General features: G+C 67.7%; 22 protein-coding genes and 1 riboswitch. Of the genes, 9 read left to right on the forward strand and 13 right to left on the reverse strand.

From position 1 onward, the window contains the following. Positions 1-12 precede the first annotated feature (12 nt). The 3 genes from FPY90_RS09055 (at position 13) to FPY90_RS09065 (ending at position 3,291) form a co-directional block, all read left to right on the forward strand. Positions 13-633 (forward strand): LysE family transporter, encoded by a 621-nt coding sequence (locus tag FPY90_RS09055; protein ID WP_071212715.1) that lies wholly within the window; start codon positions 13-15, stop codon positions 631-633. Positions 634-761: 128 nt separating this feature from the next. After that, the gene (locus FPY90_RS09060; protein WP_498685113.1) at positions 762-1,259 is read left to right on the forward strand and encodes a low molecular weight protein-tyrosine-phosphatase; all 498 of its coding nucleotides are present in this window, start codon (positions 762-764) and stop codon (positions 1,257-1,259) included. After that, positions 1,249-3,291, forward strand: coding sequence for a chorismate-binding protein (locus FPY90_RS09065; RefSeq protein WP_498685116.1), 2,043 nt, complete (start codon positions 1,249-1,251; stop codon positions 3,289-3,291). Before FPY90_RS09060 ends, FPY90_RS09065 begins: the two co-directional genes overlap by 11 nt. A 57-nt stretch (positions 3,292-3,348) precedes the next feature. Here the strand turns inward: FPY90_RS09065 and FPY90_RS09070 are convergent, their stop codons facing one another. The 4 genes from FPY90_RS09070 to FPY90_RS09085 all read right to left on the reverse strand — a co-directional run bounded on the left by FPY90_RS09070 (position 3,349) and on the right by FPY90_RS09085 (position 7,316). Next, complete coding sequence (locus FPY90_RS09070; protein ID WP_498685117.1) at positions 3,349-3,765, reverse strand: hypothetical protein; 417 nt, start codon at positions 3,763-3,765, stop codon at positions 3,349-3,351. 118 nt (positions 3,766-3,883) lie between these two features. After that, entirely contained in the window at positions 3,884-4,240 is a 357-nt protein-coding gene (locus tag FPY90_RS09075) for a VOC family protein (protein WP_498685119.1), read from the reverse strand. A gap of 164 nt (positions 4,241-4,404) precedes the next feature. Then, positions 4,405-5,523 carry a PheS-related mystery ligase SrmL gene (gene srmL, locus FPY90_RS09080; protein WP_498685121.1) on the reverse strand — a complete coding sequence of 373 codons (1,119 nt, stop codon included), beginning with the start codon at positions 5,521-5,523 and terminating at the stop codon, positions 4,405-4,407. A gap of 509 nt (positions 5,524-6,032) precedes the next feature. Beyond that, the gene (locus FPY90_RS09085) at positions 6,033-7,316 is read right to left on the reverse strand and encodes an MFS transporter (protein ID WP_498685122.1); all 1,284 of its coding nucleotides are present in this window, start codon (positions 7,314-7,316) and stop codon (positions 6,033-6,035) included. 449 nt (positions 7,317-7,765) lie between these two features. Here FPY90_RS09085 and FPY90_RS09090 point away from each other — a divergent pair, with 449 nt between their 5' ends. After that, positions 7,766-8,962, forward strand: a complete 1,197-nt coding sequence (locus FPY90_RS09090; protein ID WP_498685125.1) for an FAD-dependent monooxygenase — start codon at positions 7,766-7,768, stop codon at positions 8,960-8,962. A gap of 129 nt (positions 8,963-9,091) precedes the next feature. Here FPY90_RS09090 and cls read toward each other — a convergent pair whose 3' ends face one another. Further along, positions 9,092-10,582: a cardiolipin synthase gene (cls, locus tag FPY90_RS09095; RefSeq protein ID WP_175475354.1), complete on the reverse strand. Its 1,491-nt coding sequence runs from the start codon at positions 10,580-10,582 to the stop codon at positions 9,092-9,094. Between the two features lie 101 nt (positions 10,583-10,683). Here cls and FPY90_RS09100 point away from each other — a divergent pair, with 101 nt between their 5' ends. The 3 genes from FPY90_RS09100 to FPY90_RS09110 all read left to right on the forward strand — a co-directional run bounded on the left by FPY90_RS09100 (position 10,684) and on the right by FPY90_RS09110 (position 12,941). Beyond that, positions 10,684-11,559, forward strand: a complete 876-nt coding sequence (locus FPY90_RS09100) for an aminodeoxychorismate lyase (RefSeq protein WP_498685129.1) — start codon at positions 10,684-10,686, stop codon at positions 11,557-11,559. A gap of 57 nt (positions 11,560-11,616) precedes the next feature. Continuing rightward, complete coding sequence (locus tag FPY90_RS09105; RefSeq protein WP_071212706.1) at positions 11,617-12,078, forward strand: NUDIX domain-containing protein; 462 nt, start codon at positions 11,617-11,619, stop codon at positions 12,076-12,078. 491 nt (positions 12,079-12,569) lie between these two features. Further along, complete coding sequence (locus FPY90_RS09110; RefSeq protein ID WP_498685134.1) at positions 12,570-12,941, forward strand: hypothetical protein; 372 nt, start codon at positions 12,570-12,572, stop codon at positions 12,939-12,941. A gap of 362 nt (positions 12,942-13,303) precedes the next feature. On the opposite strand, the gene FPY90_RS09115 is transcribed toward FPY90_RS09110, so the two are convergent. Further along, the gene (locus FPY90_RS09115; RefSeq protein WP_498685559.1) at positions 13,304-15,658 is read right to left on the reverse strand and encodes an ATP-binding cassette domain-containing protein; all 2,355 of its coding nucleotides are present in this window, start codon (positions 15,656-15,658) and stop codon (positions 13,304-13,306) included. Between the two features lie 32 nt (positions 15,659-15,690). Continuing rightward, positions 15,691-16,317: an ECF transporter S component gene (locus FPY90_RS09120; protein ID WP_071212704.1), complete on the reverse strand. Its 627-nt coding sequence runs from the start codon at positions 16,315-16,317 to the stop codon at positions 15,691-15,693. Between the two features lie 58 nt (positions 16,318-16,375). Next, positions 16,376-16,497, reverse strand: a riboswitch (TPP riboswitch). Positions 16,498-16,566: 69 nt separating this feature from the next. Between FPY90_RS09120 and FPY90_RS09125 the strand changes: the two genes are divergently transcribed. Continuing rightward, positions 16,567-16,827: a DUF4235 domain-containing protein gene (locus tag FPY90_RS09125; protein WP_071212703.1), complete on the forward strand. Its 261-nt coding sequence runs from the start codon at positions 16,567-16,569 to the stop codon at positions 16,825-16,827. 105 nt (positions 16,828-16,932) lie between these two features. On the opposite strand, the gene mnhG is transcribed toward FPY90_RS09125, so the two are convergent. Genes mnhG through FPY90_RS09155 form a run of 6 tightly spaced genes read right to left on the reverse strand, consistent with a single transcriptional unit; the run spans position 16,933 to position 23,285 of the window. Continuing rightward, positions 16,933-17,340 (reverse strand): monovalent cation/H(+) antiporter subunit G, encoded by a 408-nt coding sequence (gene mnhG / locus FPY90_RS09130; RefSeq protein WP_071212702.1) that lies wholly within the window; start codon positions 17,338-17,340, stop codon positions 16,933-16,935. Further along, positions 17,340-17,603 carry an MrpF/PhaF family protein gene (locus FPY90_RS09135; RefSeq protein WP_071212701.1) on the reverse strand — a complete coding sequence of 88 codons (264 nt, stop codon included), beginning with the start codon at positions 17,601-17,603 and terminating at the stop codon, positions 17,340-17,342. The genes mnhG and FPY90_RS09135 overlap by 1 nt, the downstream gene beginning before the upstream one ends. After that, positions 17,600-18,214, reverse strand: a complete 615-nt coding sequence (locus FPY90_RS09140; RefSeq protein ID WP_071212700.1) for a Na+/H+ antiporter subunit E — start codon at positions 18,212-18,214, stop codon at positions 17,600-17,602. Before FPY90_RS09140 ends, FPY90_RS09135 begins: the two co-directional genes overlap by 4 nt. Beyond that, positions 18,215-19,840: a Na+/H+ antiporter subunit D gene (locus FPY90_RS09145; protein ID WP_071212699.1), complete on the reverse strand. Its 1,626-nt coding sequence runs from the start codon at positions 19,838-19,840 to the stop codon at positions 18,215-18,217. Continuing rightward, positions 19,837-20,301 (reverse strand): Na(+)/H(+) antiporter subunit C, encoded by a 465-nt coding sequence (locus FPY90_RS09150; RefSeq protein WP_071212698.1) that lies wholly within the window; start codon positions 20,299-20,301, stop codon positions 19,837-19,839. The genes FPY90_RS09145 and FPY90_RS09150 overlap by 4 nt, the downstream gene beginning before the upstream one ends. Further along, positions 20,298-23,285 (reverse strand): Na+/H+ antiporter subunit A, encoded by a 2,988-nt coding sequence (locus FPY90_RS09155; protein WP_071212697.1) that lies wholly within the window; start codon positions 23,283-23,285, stop codon positions 20,298-20,300. Before FPY90_RS09155 ends, FPY90_RS09150 begins: the two co-directional genes overlap by 4 nt. 245 nt (positions 23,286-23,530) lie before the next feature. On the opposite strand from FPY90_RS09155, the gene FPY90_RS09160 reads away from it, so the two are divergent. Next, a complete protein-coding gene (locus tag FPY90_RS09160) occupies positions 23,531-24,853 on the forward strand; it encodes an MFS transporter (RefSeq protein WP_498685143.1) in 1,323 nt (440 codons plus the stop codon). The last annotated feature ends 32 nt before the right edge of the window (positions 24,854-24,885 follow it).

A 24,885-nucleotide genomic window follows, 5' to 3' on the forward strand; every position in this document is an offset into this window, starting at 1 on the left:
TAAACTTGTCCGGTGACTCTTTCCCTTTGGCTCTCGTTGCTAGGCGCTTCCACGTTGATCAGCTTCACCCCCGGCGCCGGGGCGATCAACACCATGACCAACTCGCTGAACTCCGGTTTCCGCCGCTCCATGTGGGGCATCCTGGGCCAACAGGCCGCCCTGCTCATCCATGTGATCGTTGTGGCCGCCGGCGTGGGGCTGCTGGTGTCCCGCTCCCCGCTGTTCTTCACCGCCATCCGCTATGCCGGCGCCGCCTACCTGGTGTACCTGGGTGTTCGGCTGATCCTGGCCAAGCCGCAGGGAAGCGAGGAAATCGACCTGCGCGGACGCGAATCGGCCCTCTCGATGTTCCGCCGCGGGCTCTGGGTCAACCTGCTCAACCCCAAGGCCATAGTGTTCTTCCTGGCCTTCACCCCGCAGTTCATTCGGCTCGATGCCCCGGCGGCGCCCCAGTACCTGGTCTTCATCGGCACCATCGTGGCCGTGGACATCGTGGTGATGTGGCTGTTCTTTGCCGCTTCCGCCAAGAGCTTTAGCCGCTTCACCGCCACCGAGCGCGGGCAAAAGATCCTGAACCTGACCTTTGGCACGCTGTTCATTTTCGTCGCCGCCCTGCTGGTCTTCATCCACTGACGCCCCGCACGGCACCACGGTCGGCAGGCACGGGGGGAAGGGCACAATCCGGTAACCATCGGGTGGAAGCGTGTTTGGGCCTGTCACTAGGTGCGTAAGGGCCCTAGACTAAAACCATGTTTCGGATAATGACAGTGTGCACGGGCAACATCTGCCGCTCCCCCATGGCCGAGTACATGCTTCGCACGGCACTTGAGGATGCCGGGATCACGGACGTCTCGGTGGAGTCCGCCGGCACCAGCGACGGCGAGGCAGGCCACGGCATCGACCCGAGGGCCGCGGCCGTCCTGCAATCCCACGGCATCGATGCCGAGGAACACGTCGCCCGCGCCCTCGACCCCGATTCGCTGTCCGGGGTGGACCTGCTGCTGGCCATGGACCAGGACCACCACGCGGCGCTGGCGAAGTTGCTGCCCACCGAGGCCTCGGCCCCGCGACCCGAGCTGCGCATGATGCGTTCCTTCGACACCGCATTGTCCGCGACCCCGCTCGAGGAACAGGGCATCTACGATCCGTGGTTCGGCGACTCGGCGGATTTCCGCCTGTGCTGGCAAATGGTCAACGCCGCCATCCCGGGAGTGCTCGACTACGTGCGCGCCCACATCATGCCCCAACGTGGCAACTAGCCCCGTCCTGGTCCTTGGCATCGACGGCCGCTCCGGCGCCGGGAAGAGCACCCTTGCCGCGGAGCTGGCCACCGTCCTTCGCCGCCACCGCGAGGTCTCCGTCTTCCACCTCGAGGACATCTACCCCGGATGGGACGGCCTGGCCGCCGGCACCGCGGCCTACGTCGAGCAGGTCCTGACCCCCCTGGCCGCTGGCCGCGCCGCCGGCTGGGACACCTGGGACTGGAGCTCGAGCACCCCCGGAACCCGGGCGGCACTGAATCCCGCCCCGGTCATCATCATCGAGGGCGTCGGGGCCGGCTGTGCAGCCGCCCGCCCCCTGCTCGATGCCCTCCTCTGGGTCCGGGTGCCCGACGACACCCGCAAGACCCGCGCCCTGGAACGCGACGGGGAGGTCTTTGCCGCCCACTGGGACGACTGGGCCGCCCAGGAGGATTCCTACCTGGCCGCCGACGCGGTGCAGGACCAGGCCGATGTCACCGTGGAGAACCGGGCCGACGGCAGCGCCCCGGGGCACGTGTTGCGGGCACTGCTGTCGTTGCCGGCCTGCCACCGCGTGCTCACGCCCGAGCGCGCCGAATCCGCGGCGCGGGAGCCGGTCCACCTGGCGCTGGATGCTGCCCCGGATGCCGCCGCGCTCTTCGCCGCGCTGTATTCCGGGGCTGAACATGCCGTGCTGCTCGAATCAAGCAACCTCGGCTTCACGGACCCGCACCAACGCAACCGCTATTCCATCATGGCCGCAGCCACCACCGACGAGTGCGCCATCTACGAACAACGCGGCGGGGTCGGGGTCCTCACCGAGGGCACCGCCACCGCACGGCTCGCCGGCGGCTTCTTCGATTGGCTCTCCCGCGCCTGGGAAGCCGGAAGCTTCCAGCCGGACCAGAACGGCCTGCCCTTCCTTCCCGGCTGGCTGGGTTACCTGGGCTATGAGCTCAAGCGGGAAACCGGAGGCAGCGACAACCGGGCCGCGGCACGGGTTCCCGGCGGGCCGGCCGACGCGGCCCTGCTCAGGCCCTCCCAGGTCGTGGTCGTTGACCACCACACCTCCACCGTGCACCTGCTGGCCACCAGCGACCCGGCCGGATTCCAGGCCCGGGTCAGGAAGGTGTTGCCCGGATCCGTGGAGGCGCCCGCGGTTCCCGCGGCACTGGAGCCGGCCCCCGGGTTCACGGTGCGCGACGAGCGCGACGGCTACCTGGCCAAGGTCCGTGCAGCCCAGGAGCAGATCCGCCAGGGCAACAGCTACGAGGTCTGCCTGACCACCGCGTTGGGCGCCCCGGGCGTACCGTGCGACCCCTGGGGAAACTACCTGCGCCTGCGCGCGGCAAATCCCGCGCCCTTCGCCCACTACCTGCGCTTCGGGAACATGGCAGCGGCCAGCACCTCCCCCGAGCGGTTCATGTCCATCGGCGCCAACGGCTGGATGCGGGCCGAACCCATCAAGGGCACCCGGCCGCGCGGCCAAACGCCCGATGCCGACCAGCGGCTTCACCGGGACCTGGCATCCTCCCCCAAGGACCGTGCCGAGAACATCATGATCGTGGATTTGCTGCGCAACGACCTCTCGCACTTCGCGGTGCCCGGCACCCTGTCGGTGCCGCGGCTCTGTGCCATTGAAAGCTATGCAACGGTGCACCAGATGGTCTCCACCATCGATGCGAAGCTGCGCCCGGGAGCCCCTCGCGCCGAGGCAATCGCCGCGGCGTTCCCCGCCGGCTCCATGACCGGGGCGCCAAAGGTCTCCACCATGGCGATCCTCGATTCCCTGGAGGACGGGGCTGCCCGCGGCCTGTATTCCGGGGCCGTCGGGTACTTCTCAGCCACCGGGTCCGCGGACCTGTCGGTGGTGATCCGCACCCTGGTGATGAGCCGGACACCGGAGGCCGAAGCCGGGTCGTGGGATCTGTCCCTGGGCGTGGGCGGGGCAATCACCGCGGATTCCTCCCCCGAGGAGGAATGGGACGAGGTCCGCACCAAGGCCTTCGGGGTGCTCTCGGCCCTGGGCACCACCTTCCCGGGCAACTAGCAGGCACTCGGGACCCGCGGTGTGGTGCCGCAGCGGCCCGGAGGTATCCCCCGCGGACTATGCCTGGCTGACGGCCTTCTTCAGCAACTGAACCAATTGCTTCTTGTCGTCGGCGGTCAACTTGGTCACGGCGTAGGAGCTTGGCCAGAAATTGCCGTCGTCGAGGTTCGCGTCCGGCTGGAAACCGATCGTGGCATAGCGCACCTTGAACTTGGCGGCGCTCTGGAAGAAGACCACCACCTTGCCTTCCGCATTGGTGTAAGCCGGCATGCCGTACCACGTCTTCGCACCCAGGGACGTGTGCTCCTGGACCAGCTCGTGCAGGGTCTGGGCCAGTTCCTTGTCCGTGCCGGTCATCTCCCCGATGGCGGCAAGGCATGCCGCTTCCAGGTCGGCCGCGGCCTTTGAGGCCTTGGCTTCGGCGGCGGCAGCCCGCATCGCTGCCTTTTCCTCTTTGCTGAAGGTCGTGCTCATGGCTTGTTCCTCTCGATCGTCTGCGTTACGCCATTCACTTTAGGCGGAGTCAGCGGGCAGCGCTTCTTGAATCCTGCTGGCTTGGATGTCCCGCGTTGGATGCAGCCCGGGGAGGTGGCTAGGTGTCGATGTGTTGGGCGATGTTGAGCACCGTCCCGTCGGGCGCCCGGACGAAAAACCGGCGGATGCCCCACGGCTCCGTCGTCAGCGGATGGACGAGTTCGTAGCCACGTCGGACGGCCCCGGCGTACGCTTCGTCGACGTCGTCCACCTTGACGGTGAGCTTGGGGTTCTCGGGTGCCGTCGCATCCCCCGAGACCAGCTGAAGGTGTTCCCCGGATCCGGGCACCACGAAACGGGTGACCCAGTCGAGTCCCATGTCCTGCCCGTCCAGCCCCAGGTAGTCGGAATAGAAGGCCTTCGCCCCCTCGATGTCTTCCACGGTGAGGTCGATCGTTATTCGGATGACGTTCATGCGCTTCTCCAATTCTCGAGGTCTTTCCATCATGCAACCCGGTCGGTCGGGCGTCCATCACTCGGGTCGCGGTCGCTCCGGCAACGCCCGTGGCCATCCGGCCTGCCGAACCTTGCCGGGGGCGCGGCCGGCTTGGAGTTGCGGCCGCCCGCGCCCGCGCAGGGTCAACCGGCGATGAGTTCCATGACCGGGCCCTGGTGCAGCGCCCGGTAGATGTCGTCGCGAATCAGGTTGGCCTCCGGCGCCGTCAGTGTTCGCTCGATGGGCCGCAAGACCAGGCGGATCAGGGCGTTGGCCTGTCCTGGCTCGATCCGCAGCCGGTCCCGTGCCGCGGCGGGCAGCTCCGTGAAGGGTGTCAGGTCCAGGAGCTCGACAGATTCCAGGTCGTCCATGCGCGCGCCCAGGGCTTGGCGGACTTCGTCGCCCAGGATCTCGTCGTCGAATGATTCGGGCACGACGATCGAGATGTCCCTGCGCGTGGGAGGGAGCAGGGAGACCTGTTGCCACGGTTCCAGGTCGAGCATCTGGGATGCGATGCGTTCGTTGCCGGCGCGCAGGAGGCGGATGTCTGGGATTCCCTTGCGCAGCATCAGGGCGCGGTCCAGGCCCATGCCCAGGGCCAGGCCCGACCACTGCTCCGGGTCGAGTCCCGCATCGGCGAAGAGCCCGGGCGCCATCAAGCCGCATTCGGCCAGTTCCAGCCAGTCGTTCCCCACCAGCACATCCACCTGCATCCCGTGTCTCGTGTAGGGATGCACGGCCGGAACCGTGCGCCATGGGGCACCGGGAAGGACGGCTTCAACAAGCTCGGCCACCATGGATTCCAGGTCCCTCGGCGCCAGCGTGGGGGTGGATGCGATCCGCCAGAGGTCGACCTGGTGGGGCGCACCGACGTGGGTGCGGTCAATGGCGTCCCGGCGATAGACCAGCCCCGGCATCACGACCAACTCATCCATGTGTTGCTTTGGCGGCAGGTTCCGGAGCAGGGCCGGGACGGAGGCCGAGGTGTGGCTTCGAAGCATCACCGTGGGACTCACGTAGCGCGAATACCGCCGGTCGCGGGTCACCGTCGACGCGGAGAAGCCGAGCTTGTCGTAGTTGTCGGCCACCGAGACCAACGGGCTGTTTCGCACCGTTCGGGCGGCCACGCCCCACGATCGGGTGAGGGCGTTTGCCACTTGCGCCAGCAGCTCTTGCATGGCGTGGGGGCCGTGTTCGGGATCGGAGAGGTCGCGCAAGGCCAGCGCCTCGTGAAGTTCGGCCGGGGAGAGATAATTAGTCATCAGGGGTCCTTGGGTGGGAATGGATCGGTGGGCAATCCCCCGATCCGCTCCGTCACCAGGACCTAGGCGCGCGCCAAGTAGCCCTCGCGACCGGTAAACGGTCGGGGGCCGATAAATCGCTGTGGGCTACGCATGTTCCCAAGGATAGCAGGGTGCATTTATTGCGCCGATGCCGGGTGAATCGTCGTTGGAATCCGAAGTCTGCATGGGAAGTTACCACGTTCTGACGCACTCCTTGGCTGTCCCGGTGGGACTGTGCTGTGTTCGCGCAACCGCAAGGAAGAACTTTGGTACGTACTGCCAAGACAGACGGGCCCCACCAGAACTCGCCACCGGCGATTGCCCGGATCATCCGTCCGGCCGTTGTGCAATCGGCGAGCACGATCCGCCGGTTGTTCCCGCTGGCTGCCGAGAACAACAGCGACGGAACCTTCCAAGCTCTGTCTAGGCGGGGAAGGCTGCCCATGCAATATCTAGGTTCCGCGGAGCTATCCCATGGATACCGGTCGTCAGCGGAGGTTGGTGCCCATGCCCACTGTGGAGCCTCCGCCCGGAATCGTGGCCCGGTCCCCGTCGATGACTAGTCCGAGCCTCAGCTGGCGAATGGAGGGAAGCGCGAGCGGGAGCAACGCCGCGACAACGAGAACGCCGGACATGAGGGTCATCAGGCCGAGCGTGCCGCTCTCCCGGCTCAGCGCACCGAACAGGACGTACCCGATCGGGACGGGCAGCAGCTGGCCGAAGGTGCTGATCGAGGACAGGCGGGACTGCAAGCCTTCCGGTATTTGTTCCTGGAAGAACGCAGACCAGGAAACGATCGAGATATCCAGGGCAATGCCGGCCAGGACGGCGGCACCCACGATCACCCAGATCGGTGCCACAAAGCCAAGCGCAACCAGCGGCAAGGCCTGGGCCGCGAGGCAGAAGGACACGGTGACGCCCACCCGTTGGAGCCGGACCGCGACGGCGACCAGCGAGCCTCCGACCAGCCCGAAGGCGAATCCCCCGCTGATCAGTCCCCAGGCGAAGGCACCGCCCAGGGACGAATGGGAAATGACGGGTCCGAAGAGCTGGAATCCCACAAGCCACATAAGCACCGTGACGGCGGACTGCGCCACCATGACGACGTACCAACGCCTGGCACGAAATTCCTTCCACCCGGTCCGGAAGGCCGAGAACGCCGAGGCCTTGGCCTTGATCGGCTGCGGCAGGCGGATGGCCGCGAGAAAGAACACCGACACAAGGAATGTCGAGGCATTGAACGCCAGTGCCCAGCCCGGACCCACCAGGGCCACCACCAGTCCGCCAAGTGCCGGGCCCAGCACCTTGGCGACGTTCAGCGGCAGGCGCAGCACCGCGTTCGCCGCCACCCGAAGTTCCGCGGAGACCAGCTGGACGATGGATCCCTGCGAGGCCGGCTGGAAGAAGGCCGAGGCCATGCCCAGCAGAAAGACGGAAGCGGCCAGCATCCACAGTTCGGCCACACCCGCCAGGATCAGGATGGCCATGGCCACCTGCACGATCCCGGAGACGGCGTTGGCGACGACCATGACCCGGTCACGCCGGACCCTGTCGCCCAGCACGCCGCCGACGAGCAGCAGGAGGACCTGCGGGGCGATGTTGAGGGCGAGGATGAACCCCAGCCATTCGACTCCGCCGCCCGCCTCCAGGGCGGCAAACGCGACAGCGATCGGGGCCGCCGCCGATCCAAGTGAGGAAACCACCCGCCCGGTCCAAAAGCTTCGAAACTGCCGGTGGCGCAGGACGACCGCTGCTTCCTTGATGCTGTTCACGGCTTGGCAGGCTCCATTCGCGGCTTCGTGGCGTAGGCCACCGAGTATGCCAGCATCCGCGGTCGTCCGCGCGGCGACACCCAAGGCCATGCCCGGCGGAATCGGGACCCGTGAACGGGTGGGCACCGGAACGGTTCGTTCCTCGACCAGGCACCATCAAGGGCAACAGCCATGTCGAATTCGCGACGCCGGGCAACCACACCGCCAACCGGGCAAAGCGTCCAACGCGTTTCATCCCGGGCCCCGGGAAGAAACCGGCTGGAGCTTCACCCAGGGGCTTGGCGTCAGCCCAAACCCTTGGCGTCCGAGGAACACCCCGCCCGTGGGCCGTCAGTTTCCCTCCGGTGTATTCCTGGTGGAAACGATCGGGTACCGATGGCGTGGCACGGCGGTATCGTGGCCGCAGAGGGGCAGCGATTGCCCCGGCGGATCGAATGGGGTGAAGAACCATGCGGGCATTGGTCGTCGGCGCGGGAATCGGCGGGCTGGCCGCCGCCGGGGCACTGGCACAAAACGGCTGGGAGACCACGTTGCTGGAGCAGGCGCCGGCACCGCGCACGGCCGGCTACATGATCGATTTCTTCGGTCCCGGCTTTGCCGCGGCCGAGTCCCTGGGCGCCATCGCGCACCTGCAACGCCACGGGGAAATGTATGCACGGGCCCGCTACGTCGACCCGGCCGGGCGAACCCGGGCGAAGTTCGCCATGGAATCCTTCCTGAACGCCGCCCACGGGAAGTTCTTCTCCATCCTTCGCCCCGACATCGAAACGGGATTGCGCGAATGGGTCGGCGATTCGGCGGGCATCATCCAGGGCGCGAAGGTCGTGTCCGTGGACCCGGGCCGGTTCCCGGATGCCGAGGGGCCGGGGGCTCCCGCACGGGCGGTGTTGGCCGACGGGCGCGACTTCGATGCCGACCTGCTCGTCGGCGCCGACGGCATCCACTCGACGGTGCGCGGCGCCATGCCCGCGCTGCCCGCCACCGGCGTGCTGCGGCATTTGGGATTGCACGTCTTCGGGTACGTCTTTTTGGATCCCGGGCTTGCCGCAAGCCTGGGGCGCGAGGTGGTGCTGACCGATTCGCTGGTCCGCCAGGCGACGCTCTATGCCCTGTCCGACGGGCGCGTTGCGTTCTTCGGGGTCGTCGAGTGCAGCGACCCGGACCCGGGTCCGGATACCCGGGAGGAACTGTTCGCGAAGTTCCGCGGCCTGGGGAGCAATGTCGACCGGGCGCTGGACCAACGCCCCGCGGAGATCTTCGAGGATGTCGTCGCCCAGGCGGTGGTCCCGGCCTGGAGCGCCGGGCGATGCGTGCTGCTGGGTGATGCCGCCTTCGCCGTCTCGCTGCTCGCCGGGCAGGGCGCCTCGTTGGCCATTGCCGGGGCAAAGGTGCTCGTCGATGCCTTGGGCTCGGGCAATGGCATCCCCGCGGCACTGGCCGGCTATGAGGCGAGCTGGCGTCCCCTGGTGGAGCAGCAGCAGGAGGCCGGACGGCGCAACGCCCGGTTCTTTGTGCCCGCCGGCCGCCGGGCGCTGTTGCTACGCCGGTGGTCGCTGCACCTGATGAACCTGGCCCCGGTGAACGCCGTGATCGTCAGGCGCGTCTTTGGCGCCTCCGTGGTGGGCAAGGGCCATCCGGCGCCGTGAACCGCCGGCGCCGCCACCCCGGGCCGGACCCGAAGCCGGTGCTCGAGCTGGTCCTGCGCGCGGCGCTGCCTTCCCCCGCGGCGCCACCGCGCCAAAGGCCTGGCGGTTCGCCGTCCCGGCTGCCGCCGCCTATTGCAAGGTGGCCGAGAGCCTGGCGACGTTGTCGATCCAGCGGCTCACCGGGGTGCGCTTGGACCATTGCTCCAGGGTCAGCTCGGTGGAGTTGGCCCGGTAGACGTCCTGCACCTTCATCAACTCGTTGACCAGGTCGGAGCCCAGCAGCATCAGGGTGATCTCGAGGTTCAGCGAGAAGGATCGCATGTCCATGTTGGATGAGCCCATGACCACCACCTCGTCGTCCACGGCCATGCACTTTGAATGCAGCACCGTGGGTGCCTTGTACCGGTAGATCCGCACCCCGGCGCGCAGCAGCGCCTCGTAGTAGGACTGCTGGGCGTGCTGCACCAGGGCCTGGTCGCCCTTCTCGCAGACGAACAGTTCCACCGCCACGCCGCGCTGGGCGGCGGTGGTGATCGCATAGAGCAGCGAATCGTCCGGGACGAAGTAGGGGCTGGTGATCGAAAGCCGCTCGGTGGCCGAATAGATCAGCGTGTTGAACAGCCGCAGGTTGTTCTCCGCCTCGAAGCCCGGCCCGCTGGGAACCAGCTGGCCGATGTCCTCCCCCGCGTCGGGCGCCTTGCGCATGGCATCCTCGACCGTGGCCAGGTCGTGGAGCAGGTCCTCGTCGGATTCCTGCGACCAGTCGGTGGCAAATACCACGTCCAGGCTGGTCACCAGCGGACCGCGGACCTTGGCCATCAGCTCGACCCATTCGCGGCCGATCTTGTGCGCGGAGGACCGCTTGTATCCGGGCTCGATGAGGTTCTGCGAACCGGTGAAGGCGACTTGCCCGTCCACCACCACGATCTTGCGGTGGTTGCGCAAATCCGGGCGCCGCCACCGCCGCTGGAAGGGTGCCAGCGGAAGCATCCGCCGCCAGTTGATCCCGGCCGCGCTCATCCGCCGCACCAACCCGAAGTAGCCCTTCACGCGCATTGAGCCCAGGTGGTCGAAGAGCACCCGTACCTTGACCCCGCGATCGACCGCGCGCTCCAGGGCCTCGAGGATCGGGCCGACGTACTCATCGTCCTCGCCGATGATGTAGAACTGCACATGCACGTAGCGTCGGGCCTTGTCGATCTCCAGGCGCATCTCATCCAGGGATTCCTTGTATCCGGTGATGAATTCCACCGCGTTCCCGGCCTGCAGCGGCAGCGCACCCAGGGTCCGGTTCAGCTCGACCGCCGAGAGCACCCAGTCCGGGGCCTCTGGCGAGCGGTTTCCGCCGATCATGTGCTGGGTGGCTTCAAGGATCGATTCGTTGACGTTTCTCTGCCGCTGGATCCGGCGCCTCGAGAGCTTGGTGTTGGCAAAGAGCAGGTAGAGCAGCAGGCCCACCACGGGGATGAAGAAGATCGCCAGCAGCCAGGCCATGGCGGTGGTGGGGCGGCGGTTGCCGGGCACGATGCCCACCATGGTGATGCGAATGGTCAGTTCGATCCCCACGGCCACGGACCACAAGGCGGCACCGATCGTCAGCGCGTCGTTGCCCTCGTTCATGGATCCCTCCTTGCCAGAGTGTGGTTCCCGGCCTTTGTCCCAGACTACCGCCAGTGCGGGGAACACTTGGGAACCGCCGGCCCGGCGGTAATCTGGTAACCATGACTGCTCTTGTGTTCCTCGATCCCGACTTTCCCGCCGGCCGCGTCGCCGATGCCGCCACCGCCCAGCTCTCGGTCCTGGACCAGGGCGTGACCCGCGGCGACGGGATCTTCGAATCCGCGCTGTACACCGACGGGATCGTGCGCAAGCTCGACGCCCACCTGGCCCGGCTGCGCGTCTCGGCCTCGACCTGCGACCTGCTGGTTCCGCACGAGGAGGCGTGGCGTGCGGCCATCGCCACCGCCGTGGCGGCATTCGAAGCCTCCACCCCGGCCGAGGAAGCGGTGGTGAAGCTCGTGGCCACCCGCGGCACCGAGGGCAACGGCCACGGCACCTCCTGGGTCATGGTCTCCCCGGCCCCGGAGCTGGGACGGCAGCAGCGCCAGAGCGGGATCTCGGTGATCTTCCTGGACCGCGGCTACGACTCCCGGGTGGCCGAGCGCGCCCCCTGGCTGTTGATGGGCGCCAAGACCCTGTCCTACGCGGTGAACATGGCGGCGCTGCGGCACGCCAAGAAGCTGGGCGCCGACGACGTCATCTTCACCTCAAGCGACGGAATCGTCCTGGAGGGCCCCACCTCCACCGTGCTGATCGCGCACCGCGACGGGGACACCAAGCGGCTGATCACCCCGACCCTGGAAACCGGCATCCTGCCGGGAACCACCCAGGGAGCCATCTTTGCCGCCGCCCGCGAGGCCGGATGGGAGCTGGGCTACGGGCCGCTGACCCCGGAAAACCTGCTGGATGCCGAGGGCGTGTGGCTGGTCTCCAGCGTCCGGCTGCTCACCCCGGTGAACTCCATCGACGGCACCGTGATCGCCCGCGACGGGCAACTGCATGCCGAACTCACCGCCATGGTCGACGCCATCCAATAAGCGGCCCCAGGTCAATCCCCCGGCGTCGGGGCGAAGCAACGGATTCGAGGTTCCATCATGCAAGAGCTCTTCCAGCTGGTGCCGGCCGCCTACGTGGTGTTCCGCCGCGACGCGCGGGTGCTGCTGCAATTGCGGCAGAACACCGGGTTCATGGACGGTCACTGGGCCTGCGCCGCGGCCGGGCACGTGGAAGCCGGCGAATCGGTGCTCGCCGCTGCGGTGCGCGAGGCCGCCGAGGAGGCCGGGGTGCTGCTGGACCCGGCGGACCTGGTCCCGCTGTCGACCCTGCACCGCACCAACGGCGGGGATTCTCCCCGTGCCCAGCGCGTTGACTTCTTCTTCGCCGCGGATACGTGGCGGGGCGAGGCCCGCATCATGGAGCCGGAAAAGTGCGCCGCCATGGAATGGTTCGACCTGGACCACCTGCCCGAGCCCATGCCGGAGCACGAGCGCTACGTGTTGCAGAACCTTGCCGCCGGGACCCTGCCGGCCATCGCGTCCCTGGGCTTCACCCGGTAGCCCCGGGGGCACGCACCGGGAACAAGCGGGTCCTGCGACCAGGGATTGTCTCCCACTTCCGGTCGGCGTGGTTCGGCTTGGAAATCGGGTGAATTCACGTGCATCTGGCCCCGGCGGGCCGGTCCGGGCGGGAACACCGCCCCGTGCCCCAGCCGTTCCGGGATCGCCGCGGTGGCCCGCGCGGTGCGCAGACACATGGCAGCAACGATGCCGGTGGTGAAAAGCCCAATTTTCAGGGTCACCGCTGTGGGGCAAATCAAGGGCCCTGCGGACCGACCACACGTTATCCGTTGAAAAATGACGGTTCCAGATTCTCTGTCACTGGCTATTGCTGCCGTTGGCCGTGCAGGTCTACCCTGAACCCAGACTGGGGATTCGATGTGAAATTCGGACGGCACCATTGTGCCGCCGTCAACGCCTTTGCGTGTACTCGTTCGAAACAACAAACGGTCCCGGCTTCCATCTACCGGGCCCAAAGTTCGGAGTTCATCATGCTCAGAAGATTCCTGGCCGTGGCCGGCGCAACCGCCGCCCTGGCCCTCATTGCCCCAACGGCCGCCCTGGCCGACGACTGTCTCAACGTCAGCCGCCCGCCGGCTGCCTGCGGAATGACCTGCACCGCACCCGTCATCGTTGGCAACTGGGTGTGGCTGCCCAGCATCGGCATCCCGGAAGCTGCCTGGGGCTTCGGCACGCCGGGATCCATCCCTTCCGTTGGGGCGGGCCTGCCCGGCGCCAACGGTAACTACCTCAACGCTTCCACCGACGGATTCTCGTGGCTGCTGCAAAACAGCGCCTGGTGTGACGGCGGCGCCACGGCACGCCAGACCACCCATGGTGTTCAATCAGGTTGCGGGGAGTAAGTAGGGCCTGTCATCAAAGTGCCGGTGGACGCGGCGATCAACTGGGCCCACCAGCACGGCACCAACCTCCTGCGCCGCCCCGACCACCATGATCCGCTCACTGGTCGAGGGCTGGCAGCGCCCGGAGACACGCCGAACGGGCCGTGGCCGGCAAGGCCTCCCCCATCCCGGGGCAAGAGGAAACTCCTGCGCAAGCGCAAGGGTTCGGCGGGCGGCCGCCCGGTGAGCCATGACAAGGAAGCCTGCAAGCGGCGCAACATCGTGGGGCGCCTGGCATGCCCTGGCCTGCCGCTCGGCCGCGGCGCTCCATGCCGTGCCCATCTGGGGCTCGGACATCGAGAAACCACCAGGAGTGATACGCCCTAGCTCCAGACCAGGTTCCAGGTGCCCAGGGCCAACGATGCCCCTGTTGCGACGGTGCCCAGCAGCAGCCCGGCGGCAACGATCCCCGCATCCCGCAGGCCGTATCTCGAGGGCCGCAGCCAGGTCCGCTCGGCGGTGCCGAAGCCCTTGGCTTCCATGGTCACCGCCAACCGCGAGGCCCGCCGGATGGCCTGGACCAGCAGCCCGAAGACCTGCCCCAGGTTCGCCCGCAACCGGGCGGCGGCCGAGCCGCGGCTGCCCACGCCCCGGGCCCTCCGGGCCATGCCCAGCGTCGTCCATTCCTCGATCAGCAACCCCAGCAGCCGCATGCCCGCCAGCGCGCCGAGCACAAAGCGGTGCGGCAGCCGCGCCTTTTGCGCCAGCGCGTTGGCCAGATCCGTCGGGTCGGTGGTGAACAGCACCAGCACCGCGGGGATCGCCACCGCGAAGGCGCGCATCCCCGTGGCCGCACCGGCGGACAGCGAGCCCTCGGTGATGGTGAAGATGCCAGCATCCAGCAGCACCGCCCCGGAATCGTTGCCCACCAGCGCGGTGCCCCAGGCCCCGAAGAGCGCGGCGAGCAGCAGCGGCCAGCCGCGGGCCAGGAAACGCGGGATGGACAGCCCGGCCAGCGGCAGCGCCAGGACGGTCGCGGCCACCACGATTCCGCTGCTGACCCAGTCCATGGACGCGACCAGCGGGATCGTGGCCAGGGAAACCGCGGCCAACTTGGCCAGCGGGTTGGCCCGGCCCAGGAAACTTGTCCCCCCGCGCACATCGGCCTCGAGCAATCCGGGCCGTGCGTCGGCGGGGGCGGCAGCGTCCGCGGTGTCCGGGGACTGCAGGACGAACTCGTGTGCGCCCAGGGCGCGAGCGAAGTCCGCATCGTGGGTCACCGCGATGATCGCGGTGCCGCGGCCCAGCTCCTCGCGCAGCAACAGGGCCAGTTCACGCCAGGTGTTGGCGTCCTGACCGAAGGTCGGCTCGTCGAGGATGAGGACCTGCGGGCCCGCCGCCAGCACCGTGGCGACCGAGAGCCGGCGCTTTTCCCCGCCCGAGAGGGTGAAGGGGTTCGCCTCCGCCAGGTGTCCCAGCCGCAGCCGGGACAGCAGCGATTCGACGCGCGAGGAGATTTCCTGCTCGGTGAACAGCGGTTCCCGGGTTCCGGGCCTGACCGCGTGCCGCGGGCCGTAGGCCAGTTCCTCGGCCACGGTGTGGGTGACGAACTGGTGCTCGGGTTCCTGGAAGACCGAGCCGATCCGTCCCACCAATTCGGTGGCGCGCCAGTGGTACGGCCGGGCCTCGGTGCCGGCCGCCAATTCGCCGGTGGCCAGCACCGTGCCGGATCCGACCGGAAGCAGTCCACCGAGGGTCAGCGCGAAGGTCGACTTGCCCGAGCCGTTGGCCCCGCGCACGCACCAGGCCTCGCCCGCCCCCAGGCGCAGGTCCAGGCCGGAGGCGGCCGGCCTGGCGCCGCGCTTGCGCGTAACGGCAAGGTCCGTGGCCTCCAGCAGCAACGCAGCGGATTCCCCGGGGGCCGGCAGCGGGTCGAATGCCGGGGTGTACCCGGGCACCCAGACCCCGGCGGCAACCAACTGGTCGCGGACCGGGCCGGGGGCAAAGAGCTCGCCGGGGGTTCCGTCGTGGGCGATGCCGCCGCCGGGTTCCAACACGATGACCCGGTCCATGTGCTCCGCCCACGCCTCGAGCCGGTGTTCGACGATCAGCAGGGTCGCGCCGGTGGAATCCAGTGCGGCCAGCACCGCGTCGCGGACCTCCAGCACCCCGTCCGGGTCCAGGTTTGCCGTGGGCTCGTCCAGCAGCACCAGCCCCGGTCCCATGGCCAGGATCCCGGCCAGGGCCAGGCGCTGTTTCTGCCCGCCCGAGAGCGCGGAGGTCGGGTGGTCCAGCGGGACCTCCAGTCCCACGGCGTCCAGTGCCTCGATGATCCGCCGCCGGATCTGCGCGGGCGGCACCGAAAGGTTTTCCGCGCCGAAGGCCACGTCGTCCCCGACCCGGGCCTGGACGACCTGGGTTTCGGGATCCTGCTGCATGAGCCCGACCAGTCCGCGGCCTTGGGCTGCCGGTGCCCCGTCCAGCAGCAGCTCGCCGGAGGAATAGGTTTCGTCGTCTTCGTCCAGGACCCCGGCCAGCGCGTAGAGCAGCGTGGATTTGCCGGCGCCCGAGGGCCCGGCCAGCAGCACGCGTTCCCCGGCCCGGATCTCCAGGTCCAGGCCCGACAGCGCTGCTTGCTTGCGGTCGGCGTGCCGCCACCCCCAGTTCCGGGCGCTGACGGACACCGCGTCGCAGCGGTGTTGCACCGTGGCCGCGGTGTCGTTTTCGCGGTGCAGCATCGAGGCTGAAGACATGGTGATGCCCGTGCCCATCAGCCGAGGATTGGTTCGGTGGCTGCCTTGCGGCTGGCAAGCGCGCCCAGTGCGCCGGTCTTGGCCAGGGCGCGGGTTCCCAGGAAGGAGAGCAGCCCGGCAATGATGATGCCCGAGATGGTCATGAACCCGATGTAGGCCAAGAGCATGCCGGTGGTGTATTCGGGGAACCAGCGGAAGATGAAGGTGTCGTTGACGCTTCCAAATAGTCCTGCTCCGGCGCCGGCCAGCAGTGCCACGGGCAGGTTGAAGGTGCGGTAGCGGAACGCGGCGAAGACCACTTCGGCGCCCAGGCCCTGGATCAGGCCCGAGGCCAGGACCGTCAGCCCGAATTCCGAGCCCATGAGCGCCGAGACCATCGCGGCGACCACTTCGCAGAACAGTGCCGCGCCGGGCTTGCGGATGATCAGTGCGCCGAGCACCGCGGGGAAGAGCCACATGCCCGAGACCAGTGCGGCCGAAGGCGGGAAGGCCAGGAACAGCACGTCGAGCAGGTGGTGGCTGCTGTTCCAGGCCCAGAAGATGACGCCCGAGGACACGGCGATGACTGCCGCGATAACGATGTCGACGACGCGCCAGGATGTGGTTGCCGTTTTGTGCCCGGCGGGCTGGTGGGTGATGCCCATGGTGTTGATCCTCCTTGGATTCAAGGAGGGGAGGGAATGCCCGCACACTTCCGCGCGCACCCCTGAGAACTCGACTTCCTTCGCCGGTACTAGCCGGGGCAGGTTCGAGGGTCTGCGGCTATCCGCACTCTCAGCGCCTGGGTGCGGGTTGCCCCGCACGACGCTCCCCTGTCGTGATTGTTTCAGTTCTATGATGCTACCTCAGCTAGGCTGGGCCTAGTACCTTTGCCGCAATATTCGGGAGTCCCCATGAACAGCTTGATGAAACTGATCGGTCCAGCAATTTCCATCGCCGCGGGTTTCCTGGGAGGGAAGATCGTCGACAAGGCCTGGATCGGTTTCACCGGCCAGCAGCCGCCCAAGCACGGCAACAAGGAGGCCCAGGCCGAGGCCTCGATGCGCCAGGCCATCGGGTTCGCCGTGCTGTCGGCCGTCACCGCCGCGTTGATCCAGGTGCTCACCGACCGCGGCACCCAGCGGGCCATCGCGAGGTTCACCAAGAAGGCCTGAGCTTCCGCACTTCCGCACACGGGGGGTCCGGCCGGATGCGTTCGGCCGGGCCCTGCTTTGGCGTGGCCCGTGCCGGTTGGCGGCGCCGGCCCAGGGTCCGGTGGACTAGTCGATGAAGTCGGCGCGGTCCCTGTTGCCGTCCCGGCCGTGCTCGGCCTCTTCGCGCTGCTCCGCGGCCTCGACCACCGCCGCCAATTCGTCCGCGATGAGGGTCTCGCGCTTCAGGTGCCGGGTCCGGTAGCCGGCCCGTCCCACCATGTGCGCCGAGACCGGGGCGGTGAGCAACTGCAGCAGCCAGGCCAGGAGCAGCACCGGAAGCACCGCCCAGGACCGCAGTTCCAGCCCGAGCGCGGCCAGCAGCAGGAACAGCCCCAGCACCTGCGGCTTGGTCGCCGCATGCAGGCGCGAGAGCAGGTCCGGGAAGCGCAGCATGCCGATGCCCGCGGCCAGTGACATCAGGCAGCCGACGATCATGAACGTCCCGGCCACGATGTCGATGACGGTGTCCAGCATCAGGCGTTCCTCCGGTCCGTGACGAAGCGCGAAACCGTCACCGAGCCGACGAACCCGACCAGGCATGCCAGCAGCACGAAGATGAGGTTGTCGGTGTGCTTGTTGATGGTCATGTCCACGCACAGCGCCGCGGAGACGATCAGCAGCAGCACGTCGGTGGCGATGACGCGTTCCAGGATCGAGGGCCCCTTGGCCAGCCTGATCATGGCCAGGGCGCCGGCGATCGAGAGCGTGATCCCGCAGATCCACAGGACGATGTTCATGGTGTTTCTCCGTGTTCCTTGCCCGGGGCCGATTTCTCGGCATTCAACTCGGCCAGTTCTTCCTTGGTGCCCATCATGCGGATCAGCCGTTCCTCGATCATCATCACCGAGGCCCGCGCCTTTTCCACCCCGGCCTCGTCGTTGACGTTGAGCACGTGCAGGTACAGGGTCGAGGTCCGCCGGTCCACCTCCACGACGTAGGAGCCGGGGACCAGCGTCAGCACGTGGCCCACGAAGGTGACCAGCAAGTCCGATTCGGTGCGCAGCTGCACGGTGATGATCGCGCTTGTGGTGCGCGGGCCGCGGAACACCGCCAGGTACAGCACCTCGAAGCTGGCCAGGGTCACGTCCCGCAGGAACGCCCCGGCGAACACCGCGGCACGCCAAACATTGAAGCGCCCCGATAGGATCACCGGCGGCAGCCGGAAGACCCGCACCAGCACCAGCGAGATCAGCAGCCCGAAGACGAGGTTGCCGATGGCGAAGTCCTGCCAGAGCGCACCCCAGACCAGCATCATGCCTGCCAGCAGAGGCAGTTCCTGGCGCAGGGTGGCGCGTTGGCGTGCCCCGGATTCGTCGGTGGCGTCTTTCAGCCGTTGTTCCTTGGTCATTTACCGTACCCCCTGCCCGGTTCCGAGGACCGCCTCGATGTAGTTGTTTGGGTCCAGCAGCTGGCCGGCGACCTGGTCGCTGAATTCAAACAGCGGCCCGGCAAACACCGTCAGCGCCACGCCCACCAGCACCAGGGCCGCGGTCATGGCCAGCATGCCGTTGGGCAGCAGTGCGGTGTTCCCGCGGTCGGAATAGCGGCTGGCCGGCTCGTTGGCCACGATGTCGTAGGTCGCCCCGCGCGCGGCTTCCACGCCCACCAGCAGCAGCGGGTCCGGGTCCGTGGCGTCCTCGGCCTTGCGCCAGAACGCCCTGTTCCAAACACGCGCTATCGCCAGCAACGTCAACAGCGAGGTCAACAGGGACACCCCCACCAGCGCCCAGGCCACGGGCGTGCCCAGTTCGGCGCCGCCCTGCACCAGCCCGAGCTTCCCCAGGAAGCCGGAGAACGGCGGGATGCCGCCCAGGTTCATGGCCGGGACGAAGAAGAGCAGCGCCAGCAACGGCGAAAGCTTGGCCAGCGAGCCGAGCCGCTCGATGTTCGAGGTCCCGGCCCGGCGTTCGATGAGCCCGGCGACCAGGAAGAGCGAGGTCTGCACCACGATGTGGTGGGCCACGTAGTAGATGGTGGCCCCCAGCCCCAGCTGGTTCCCCACGGCCACCCCGAAGATCAGGAATCCGATGTGGCTGGTGAGGGTGAAGGAGAGCATGCGCTTGATGTCGGTCTGCGCCACGGCACCCAGGATGCCCACCAGCATGGTCAGCCCGGCCACGACCATCAAGGGTTCGGAGAGCTGGTTCCCGGGGAAGAGCAGCGTCTCGGTGCGGATGATCGCATAGACCCCGACCTTGGTCAGCAGCCCGGCGAACACCGCGGTGACCGGGGCCGGGGCGGTCGGGTAGGAGTCCGGGAGCCAGAAGGACAGCGGGAAGACCGCGGCCTTGATCCCGAAGGCGACCAGCAGCATCACGTGCAGCACGGTCTGCGTGCCCGGGGAGATCTCCGGCAGCTTCACGGCCAGGTCCGCCATGTTCACGGTGCCGGCGGCCGCATAGATCATGCCGATGGCGATCAGGAAGAGCAGCGAGGAGGCGACCGAGACCACCACGTAGGTGGTGCCCGCTCGGATCCGCGCGGTGGTCCCGCCCAGGGTCAGCAGCACGTAGGAGGCCGTCAGCAGGATCTCGAAGCCCACGTAGAGGTTGAAGAGGTCCCCGGCCAAAAAGGCGTTGGAGACCCCGGCGACCAGGATCAGGTAGGCGGGGTGGAAGATCGAGACGGGCCCGTCCTCGTCCCCGTCGGCCATGCCCTGGCTGGTGGCGTAGAGCAGCACCGCCAGGGAGACGATGGAGGAGACCACCAGCATGAATGCCGAGAACCCGTCCACGACCATGGAGATGCCAAACGGCGGGGCCCAGCCGCCGAGGGTCACCGAGTAGGTCCCCCCGCCCCAGACCGTGGCCAGCATCCAGGCTTCCAGGCAGAGCGTGATGACCAGGACCGCGATGGTGACCAGGCGCTGGGTGCGGCGCTTGCGGCGCAGGATGAAGGCCAGGGCGGCACCGAAGATCGGCAGGGCCACGACCAGCGGGGCAAATGAAACGGCGGTCAGTGGTGCATCGATCATGCGTGCGGCCCCTTCTCCGGGTGGTTCCCTGCGGGCTCGGCGTCCTCGCCCTCGAATTCGGTGGTGTCCTCGGGGACCGGGGAGTCTTCTTCGAAGTCGAAGGTCGACTGCTGCGAGACGCGCAGGTCCTCGTCGTCGTCGGCGACCACGTCGGCCCGGGAGATGACCCAGGAGCGGTAGATGATGCCCAGCATGAACGCTGTCACCGCAAAGGTGATCACGATGGCCGTGAGGATCAGCGCCTGCGGCAGCGGGTCGCTGTATTCCTGTGCATCCAGCGCCGACCGGTACAGCGGCGCCTCGCCGCGGCGCCCTCCGGCGGAGAGGATCAACAGGTTCACCCCGTTGCCCAGCACCACGATGCCCAGCAGCACGCGGGTCAGCGAACGCTCGAGCAAAAGGTAGATGCCCACGGCGAAGAGCACGCCCATCACTATGAGCAAGGTGATATTGGTGCTCATCGTCCAACTCCCGTATCCGCGTCGGAAACCATGTCATGTGTGTCGGTGGGGCTGCGGCCCTCGGAACGGTCGTCGATCTCCGAGCCCAGGGAGCGCAGCACGTCGATGACCAGCCCGACCACCACCAGGTACACCCCGATGTCGAAGAGCGTGGAAGTCACGAACTTCTGCTCCCCGAAGAGCGGCCAGGTGAATTCGATGGCCGCGGAGGTGAACATCTGGGCGCCCAGGAGCAGCGGCGCCGCGGCGGTCAGTGCCGCCAGGCCCAGCCCGGTGCCCATCAGCGTGCCCGGGCTCACCGGGGTGGCCTCGGCCAGTTCCACCCGTCCGCCGGCCAGGTAGCGGATGGTCAGGGCCAGGCCGGCCAGCAGCCCGCCGGCAAAGCCTCCGCCGGGGGTGTTGTGGCCGGCCAGCAGCAAGTACACGGAGGCCAGCAGGATGGTGTGGAACAGCAGCCGGGTAACCACCTCGAAGGTGATCGAGCGGCGCTCCGGGGCCAGGGTGTGCCCGGCGACCAGCCAGGAATCCTTCTTGGAGATCGCAAAGGTCCTGGCCACTGCCAGTCCGGCACGGCTGGGACTGGCCCCGCCGATGGCCTCGGAACCGTGGTCGACCGATCCGCGCGGAACGTTCGAGGCGCGCACCCGCTTGTCCCCGCGCCCGCGCACGAAGATCAGAGAGGCCACGCCGGTGGCGGCCGCGGCCAGCACCGTGATTTCCCCGAAGGTGTCCCAGGCGCGCATGTCCACCAGGGTGACGTTGACGATGTTCTTGCCCGCTCCGCCGGTGTAGGCAAGCTCCGGGTAGGCCAGGGAGATCGGATCCGCGACCCGCGAGGCCATCGAGGTGGCGGCGATGTAGATCATGGAGGCGCCGAACCCGATGCCGATCAGCGCCCGGCCCAGCCGGTGCCCGGTGGGGTTCTTGGCCCACAGTTCCACCGGCAGGGCGCGCAGCGCCAGCACGAAGGCGACCAGCACGATGGTTTCGACCAAGAGCTGGGTCACGGCCAGGTCCGGTGCTCCCTGCAGCGCGAAGATCGCGGCCATGCCGTAGCCGCTGACCGAGACCATCAGCACCGCCAGGAAGCGGCGGTTGGCCTGCAGCGCACCGAGGGCGCCGAGGATCATGATGAGCCCGATGACCAGCTGGGCGGGGTGGTCGAAGGCGATGAAGTTTCCCGGTGCCGGGGTGCTGAGCAGGATCGCGGTGCCGGCCGGCAGCAGCAGCGCCACGATGAGGATCACCACGAGGTAGAAGGACAAGGAACCGCGCTGGGTGCGTCCGGTGAGCCAGATGGCCAGGTTGTCCACGCCGGTGACCATGTGCTTGTAGTCTCGTTCGGCATCCAGCAACGCCGGGACCCGGGACTGGAGGTGGAAGGTCCTCTCCCGGGCCAGGAAGAGCGCGGTGCCCGCGATCATGGTCAGGATGCTCAAACCCAGCGCGGGGCTGAACCCGTGCCAGAGGCCCAGGTGGATGGGGTTCTCGGCGGATCCGAACAGGCCCAGGTAGGGGGCGATGGCGCCCTCGAGCACGTGCGGGATCCAGGCGAACACGACCGTGGCGCCGGTGAGGACCAGCAGCGGGGCCAGGAACAGTGCCGGGACGCGCGGGAACACGCTGGGTTCAAGGCCCCGCTTGGAGGCGAAGCCGCCCCACAAGAAGCGTGCGGAGTAGGCGAAGGTCATCATGGCCCCGAGCAGGACGCCCACCAGCAGCACCACACCGGTGGCGCCGTTGCCCTGGGCATGCTCCAGCAGCGCCTCGTAGACCGCTTCCTTGGCGACGAAGCCGTAGAGCGGCGGGAAGCCTGCCATCGAGGCCGCGGCGATGGCGGCAACGGCAAAGAGGACCGGGGAGGAGCGGTAGAGCCCGGACAGCTGGTGCAGGTCGCGGGTTCCGGACTTGTGGTCGATGATTCCCACGACCAGGAAGAGCGTTGCCTTGAAGAACCCGTGGGCCAGCATCATGGCCAGGCCAGCGAGCGCCGCGTTGGGGCTTCCGATGCCCATGACCAGGATCAGGAAGCCCAGCTGGGAGACCGTGCCGTAGGCCAGCAGCAGTTTGAGGTCGTGTTGCTTCAGCGCTCGCCAGCCGCCGATCAGCAGGGTCGCCAGTCCGAGCCAGAGCAGCATGGGTTGCCAGAAGGCGGTTTCGTTGAAGCCCGGGGCCAGTCGTGCCACCAGGTAGATGCCGGCCTTGACCATGGCCGCTGCGTGCAGGTACGCGGAGACCGGGGTGGGGGCCGCCATGGCGCCGGGGAGCCAGAAGTGGAAGGGAACGAGAGCGGACTTGGAGATCGCGCCGATCAACACCAGGGCGATGGCCACGTCGATGTAGGTGCCCAGGGCGGTGAGTTCCGGGGCCATGGCCAGGATCTCGGAGATGCGGTAGGTGCCGGCCGCATTGCCGAGCATGACCAGTCCGGCCAGCATCGTCAGGCCGCCAAAGGTGGTGACCATCAGGGCGGTCAGTGCCGAACGCCGTGCGCTCATCCTGGTGCGGTTGAACCCGATCAGCAGGAAGGACAGGATCGTGGTCAGCTCCCAGAAGATGAAGAGCATGATCATGTCGTCGGCGGTGACCAGGCCGAACATCGAGGCGGCAAAGGCCAGCAGCTGGGCGCCGAAAGCTCCGGTGTGCGGGTCCTCGTTCTTGAAATAGCGCGCACAGTAAAACAGCACCAGGGAACCGACCCCGAGCACCAGCAGGCACAGCACCGCGGCCAGGGCATCCATCCGGAAATCGAGATGGGCGTTCAGCGGGCCGATCCAGCTGTAGAGCTCGGAGGGCGGTGCGTTGGGCTCACCGCTCGCGGCGGCCTGCTCGGCATCCAGGAACGAGGGGAAGCTGGCCACAAGCCAGGCGAAGGCCACGGCGGGAACCGCCGCCAAGACATAGAAGGTTGAACGGCCCAGCAGCCGAAAAATCAATGGTGCAATTGCCGCAACAACAAAAAGCGCAATCAGGACTAGGAGCACACTTATCTCCCATGGTCGGCAGGCCAGTGCCCTGGCAACAAAAACGGTCAAAAGGCAGCTTTTAGGATATCAGCCGGATGGTGTCGAACAGCTCTTTGGCACGGGATTCAGCCGATGAAGTTTTGAGGAATAATACGCGTTTCCGGATTGTTTAAGATCCGAATTGCAAAGAAAATTTCTGCGGCGCGAGCACGAAATTTGCCGGTCTTCCCCCGTTGTTTGTTTCGGCGAGTTACGATGCACCCATGAGCGAGTTCCCTGTGGCACCCTCGGCATCGACCGACCGGCGGAAAATAATCACCAAACCCGTCTTGGCATGGGCATCCTGGGATTGGGGTTCCGCCGCGATCAACGCGGTGATGACAACTTTCGTCTTCACCGTGTATCTGACCAGCGACCTTTTCGGCAACAAGGACGCCAATTCGGTGGTCCTGGGCAACGGCCTGGCCATCGCCGGGGTGGCCATCGCGCTGCTGGCCCCGGTCACCGGGCTGCGTTCGGATGCCGGGGGCCGGAGGCGTTTCTGGCTGGGTGTGAACACCGTGATCGTGGCCCTTCTCACGGCCGCCTGCTTCTTCGTTTTCCCCGAGCCGCGCTTCCTGGTCCTCGGGGTGACCCTGATTGCCGCGGCCTCGGTCTTCGCGGAGTTCGCCGCGGTGAACTACAACGCGATGCTGCCGCAGATTTCCACCCCGTCCACCATCGGCAAGGTCTCCGGATTCGGCTGGGGCATGGGCTACCTCGGTGGCATCCTGGCCCTGGCGATCGTGCTGTTCACCCTGGTGACCCCGCTCTTCGACTGGGCCGGGGCCTCGGAAACCAACTCGCTGAACCTGCGCCTGGTCGCGGTGTTCTCCGCCGTGTGGTTCGTGGGCTTCGGCCTGCCGGTGCTCTTTGCGGTGCCCGAGATCCCCGGGGATCCCGGGGGGCCGCGCTTCACCATCGTGCAGTCCTACCAGGAATTGTGGCGCCGCGTCGTGGCGCTGGCCCGCGCGGATCGCCACACGGTCTATTTCCTGTTCGCCAGTGCGGTCTTCCGCGACGGGCTGGCGGCGGTGTTCACCTTCGGCGGGATCATCGCCGCGGGCACCTTCGGCTTCCCGCTGCAGCAGGTGATCATCTTCGCCATCGTCGGCAACGTGGTGGCCGCGGCCGGGGCCATGGTCGGCGGCATGCTCGATGACAGGATCGGTCCCAAGCGGGTCATCGTCATCTCCCTGCTCGGGTTGCTCGTTGCGGGCCTGGGCGTGTTCTTCTCCCCCGACGCCTCGGGCTTCTGGATCTTCGGGTTGCTGCTGTGCCTGTTCGTCGGTCCCGCCCAGGCCTCCAGCCGAGCCTTCCTGGCCCGGCTGGCCCCGGCCGGGCAGGAGGGCGAGCTGTTCGGGCTCTACGCCACCACGGGCCGTGCCGTCAGCTTCCTGGCCCCGGCCCTCTTCGCGGCCTCCATCGCCGTGGCCGCCCCGCATGTGGCCGAGGCCCAGCGCTACGGCATCCTGGGCATCCTGGTGGTGCTGCTCCTGGGGCTGCTGCTGCTGATCCCGGTTCGCGGCCCGCGCACGTCCGCCTAGCCTGTCTGGCGGGCCGTGGCTTTTGCCCGTCA

The organism is Arthrobacter sp. C2, from assembly GCA_024207135.1.
Lineage (GTDB): Bacteria > Actinomycetota > Actinomycetes > Actinomycetales > Micrococcaceae > Paeniglutamicibacter.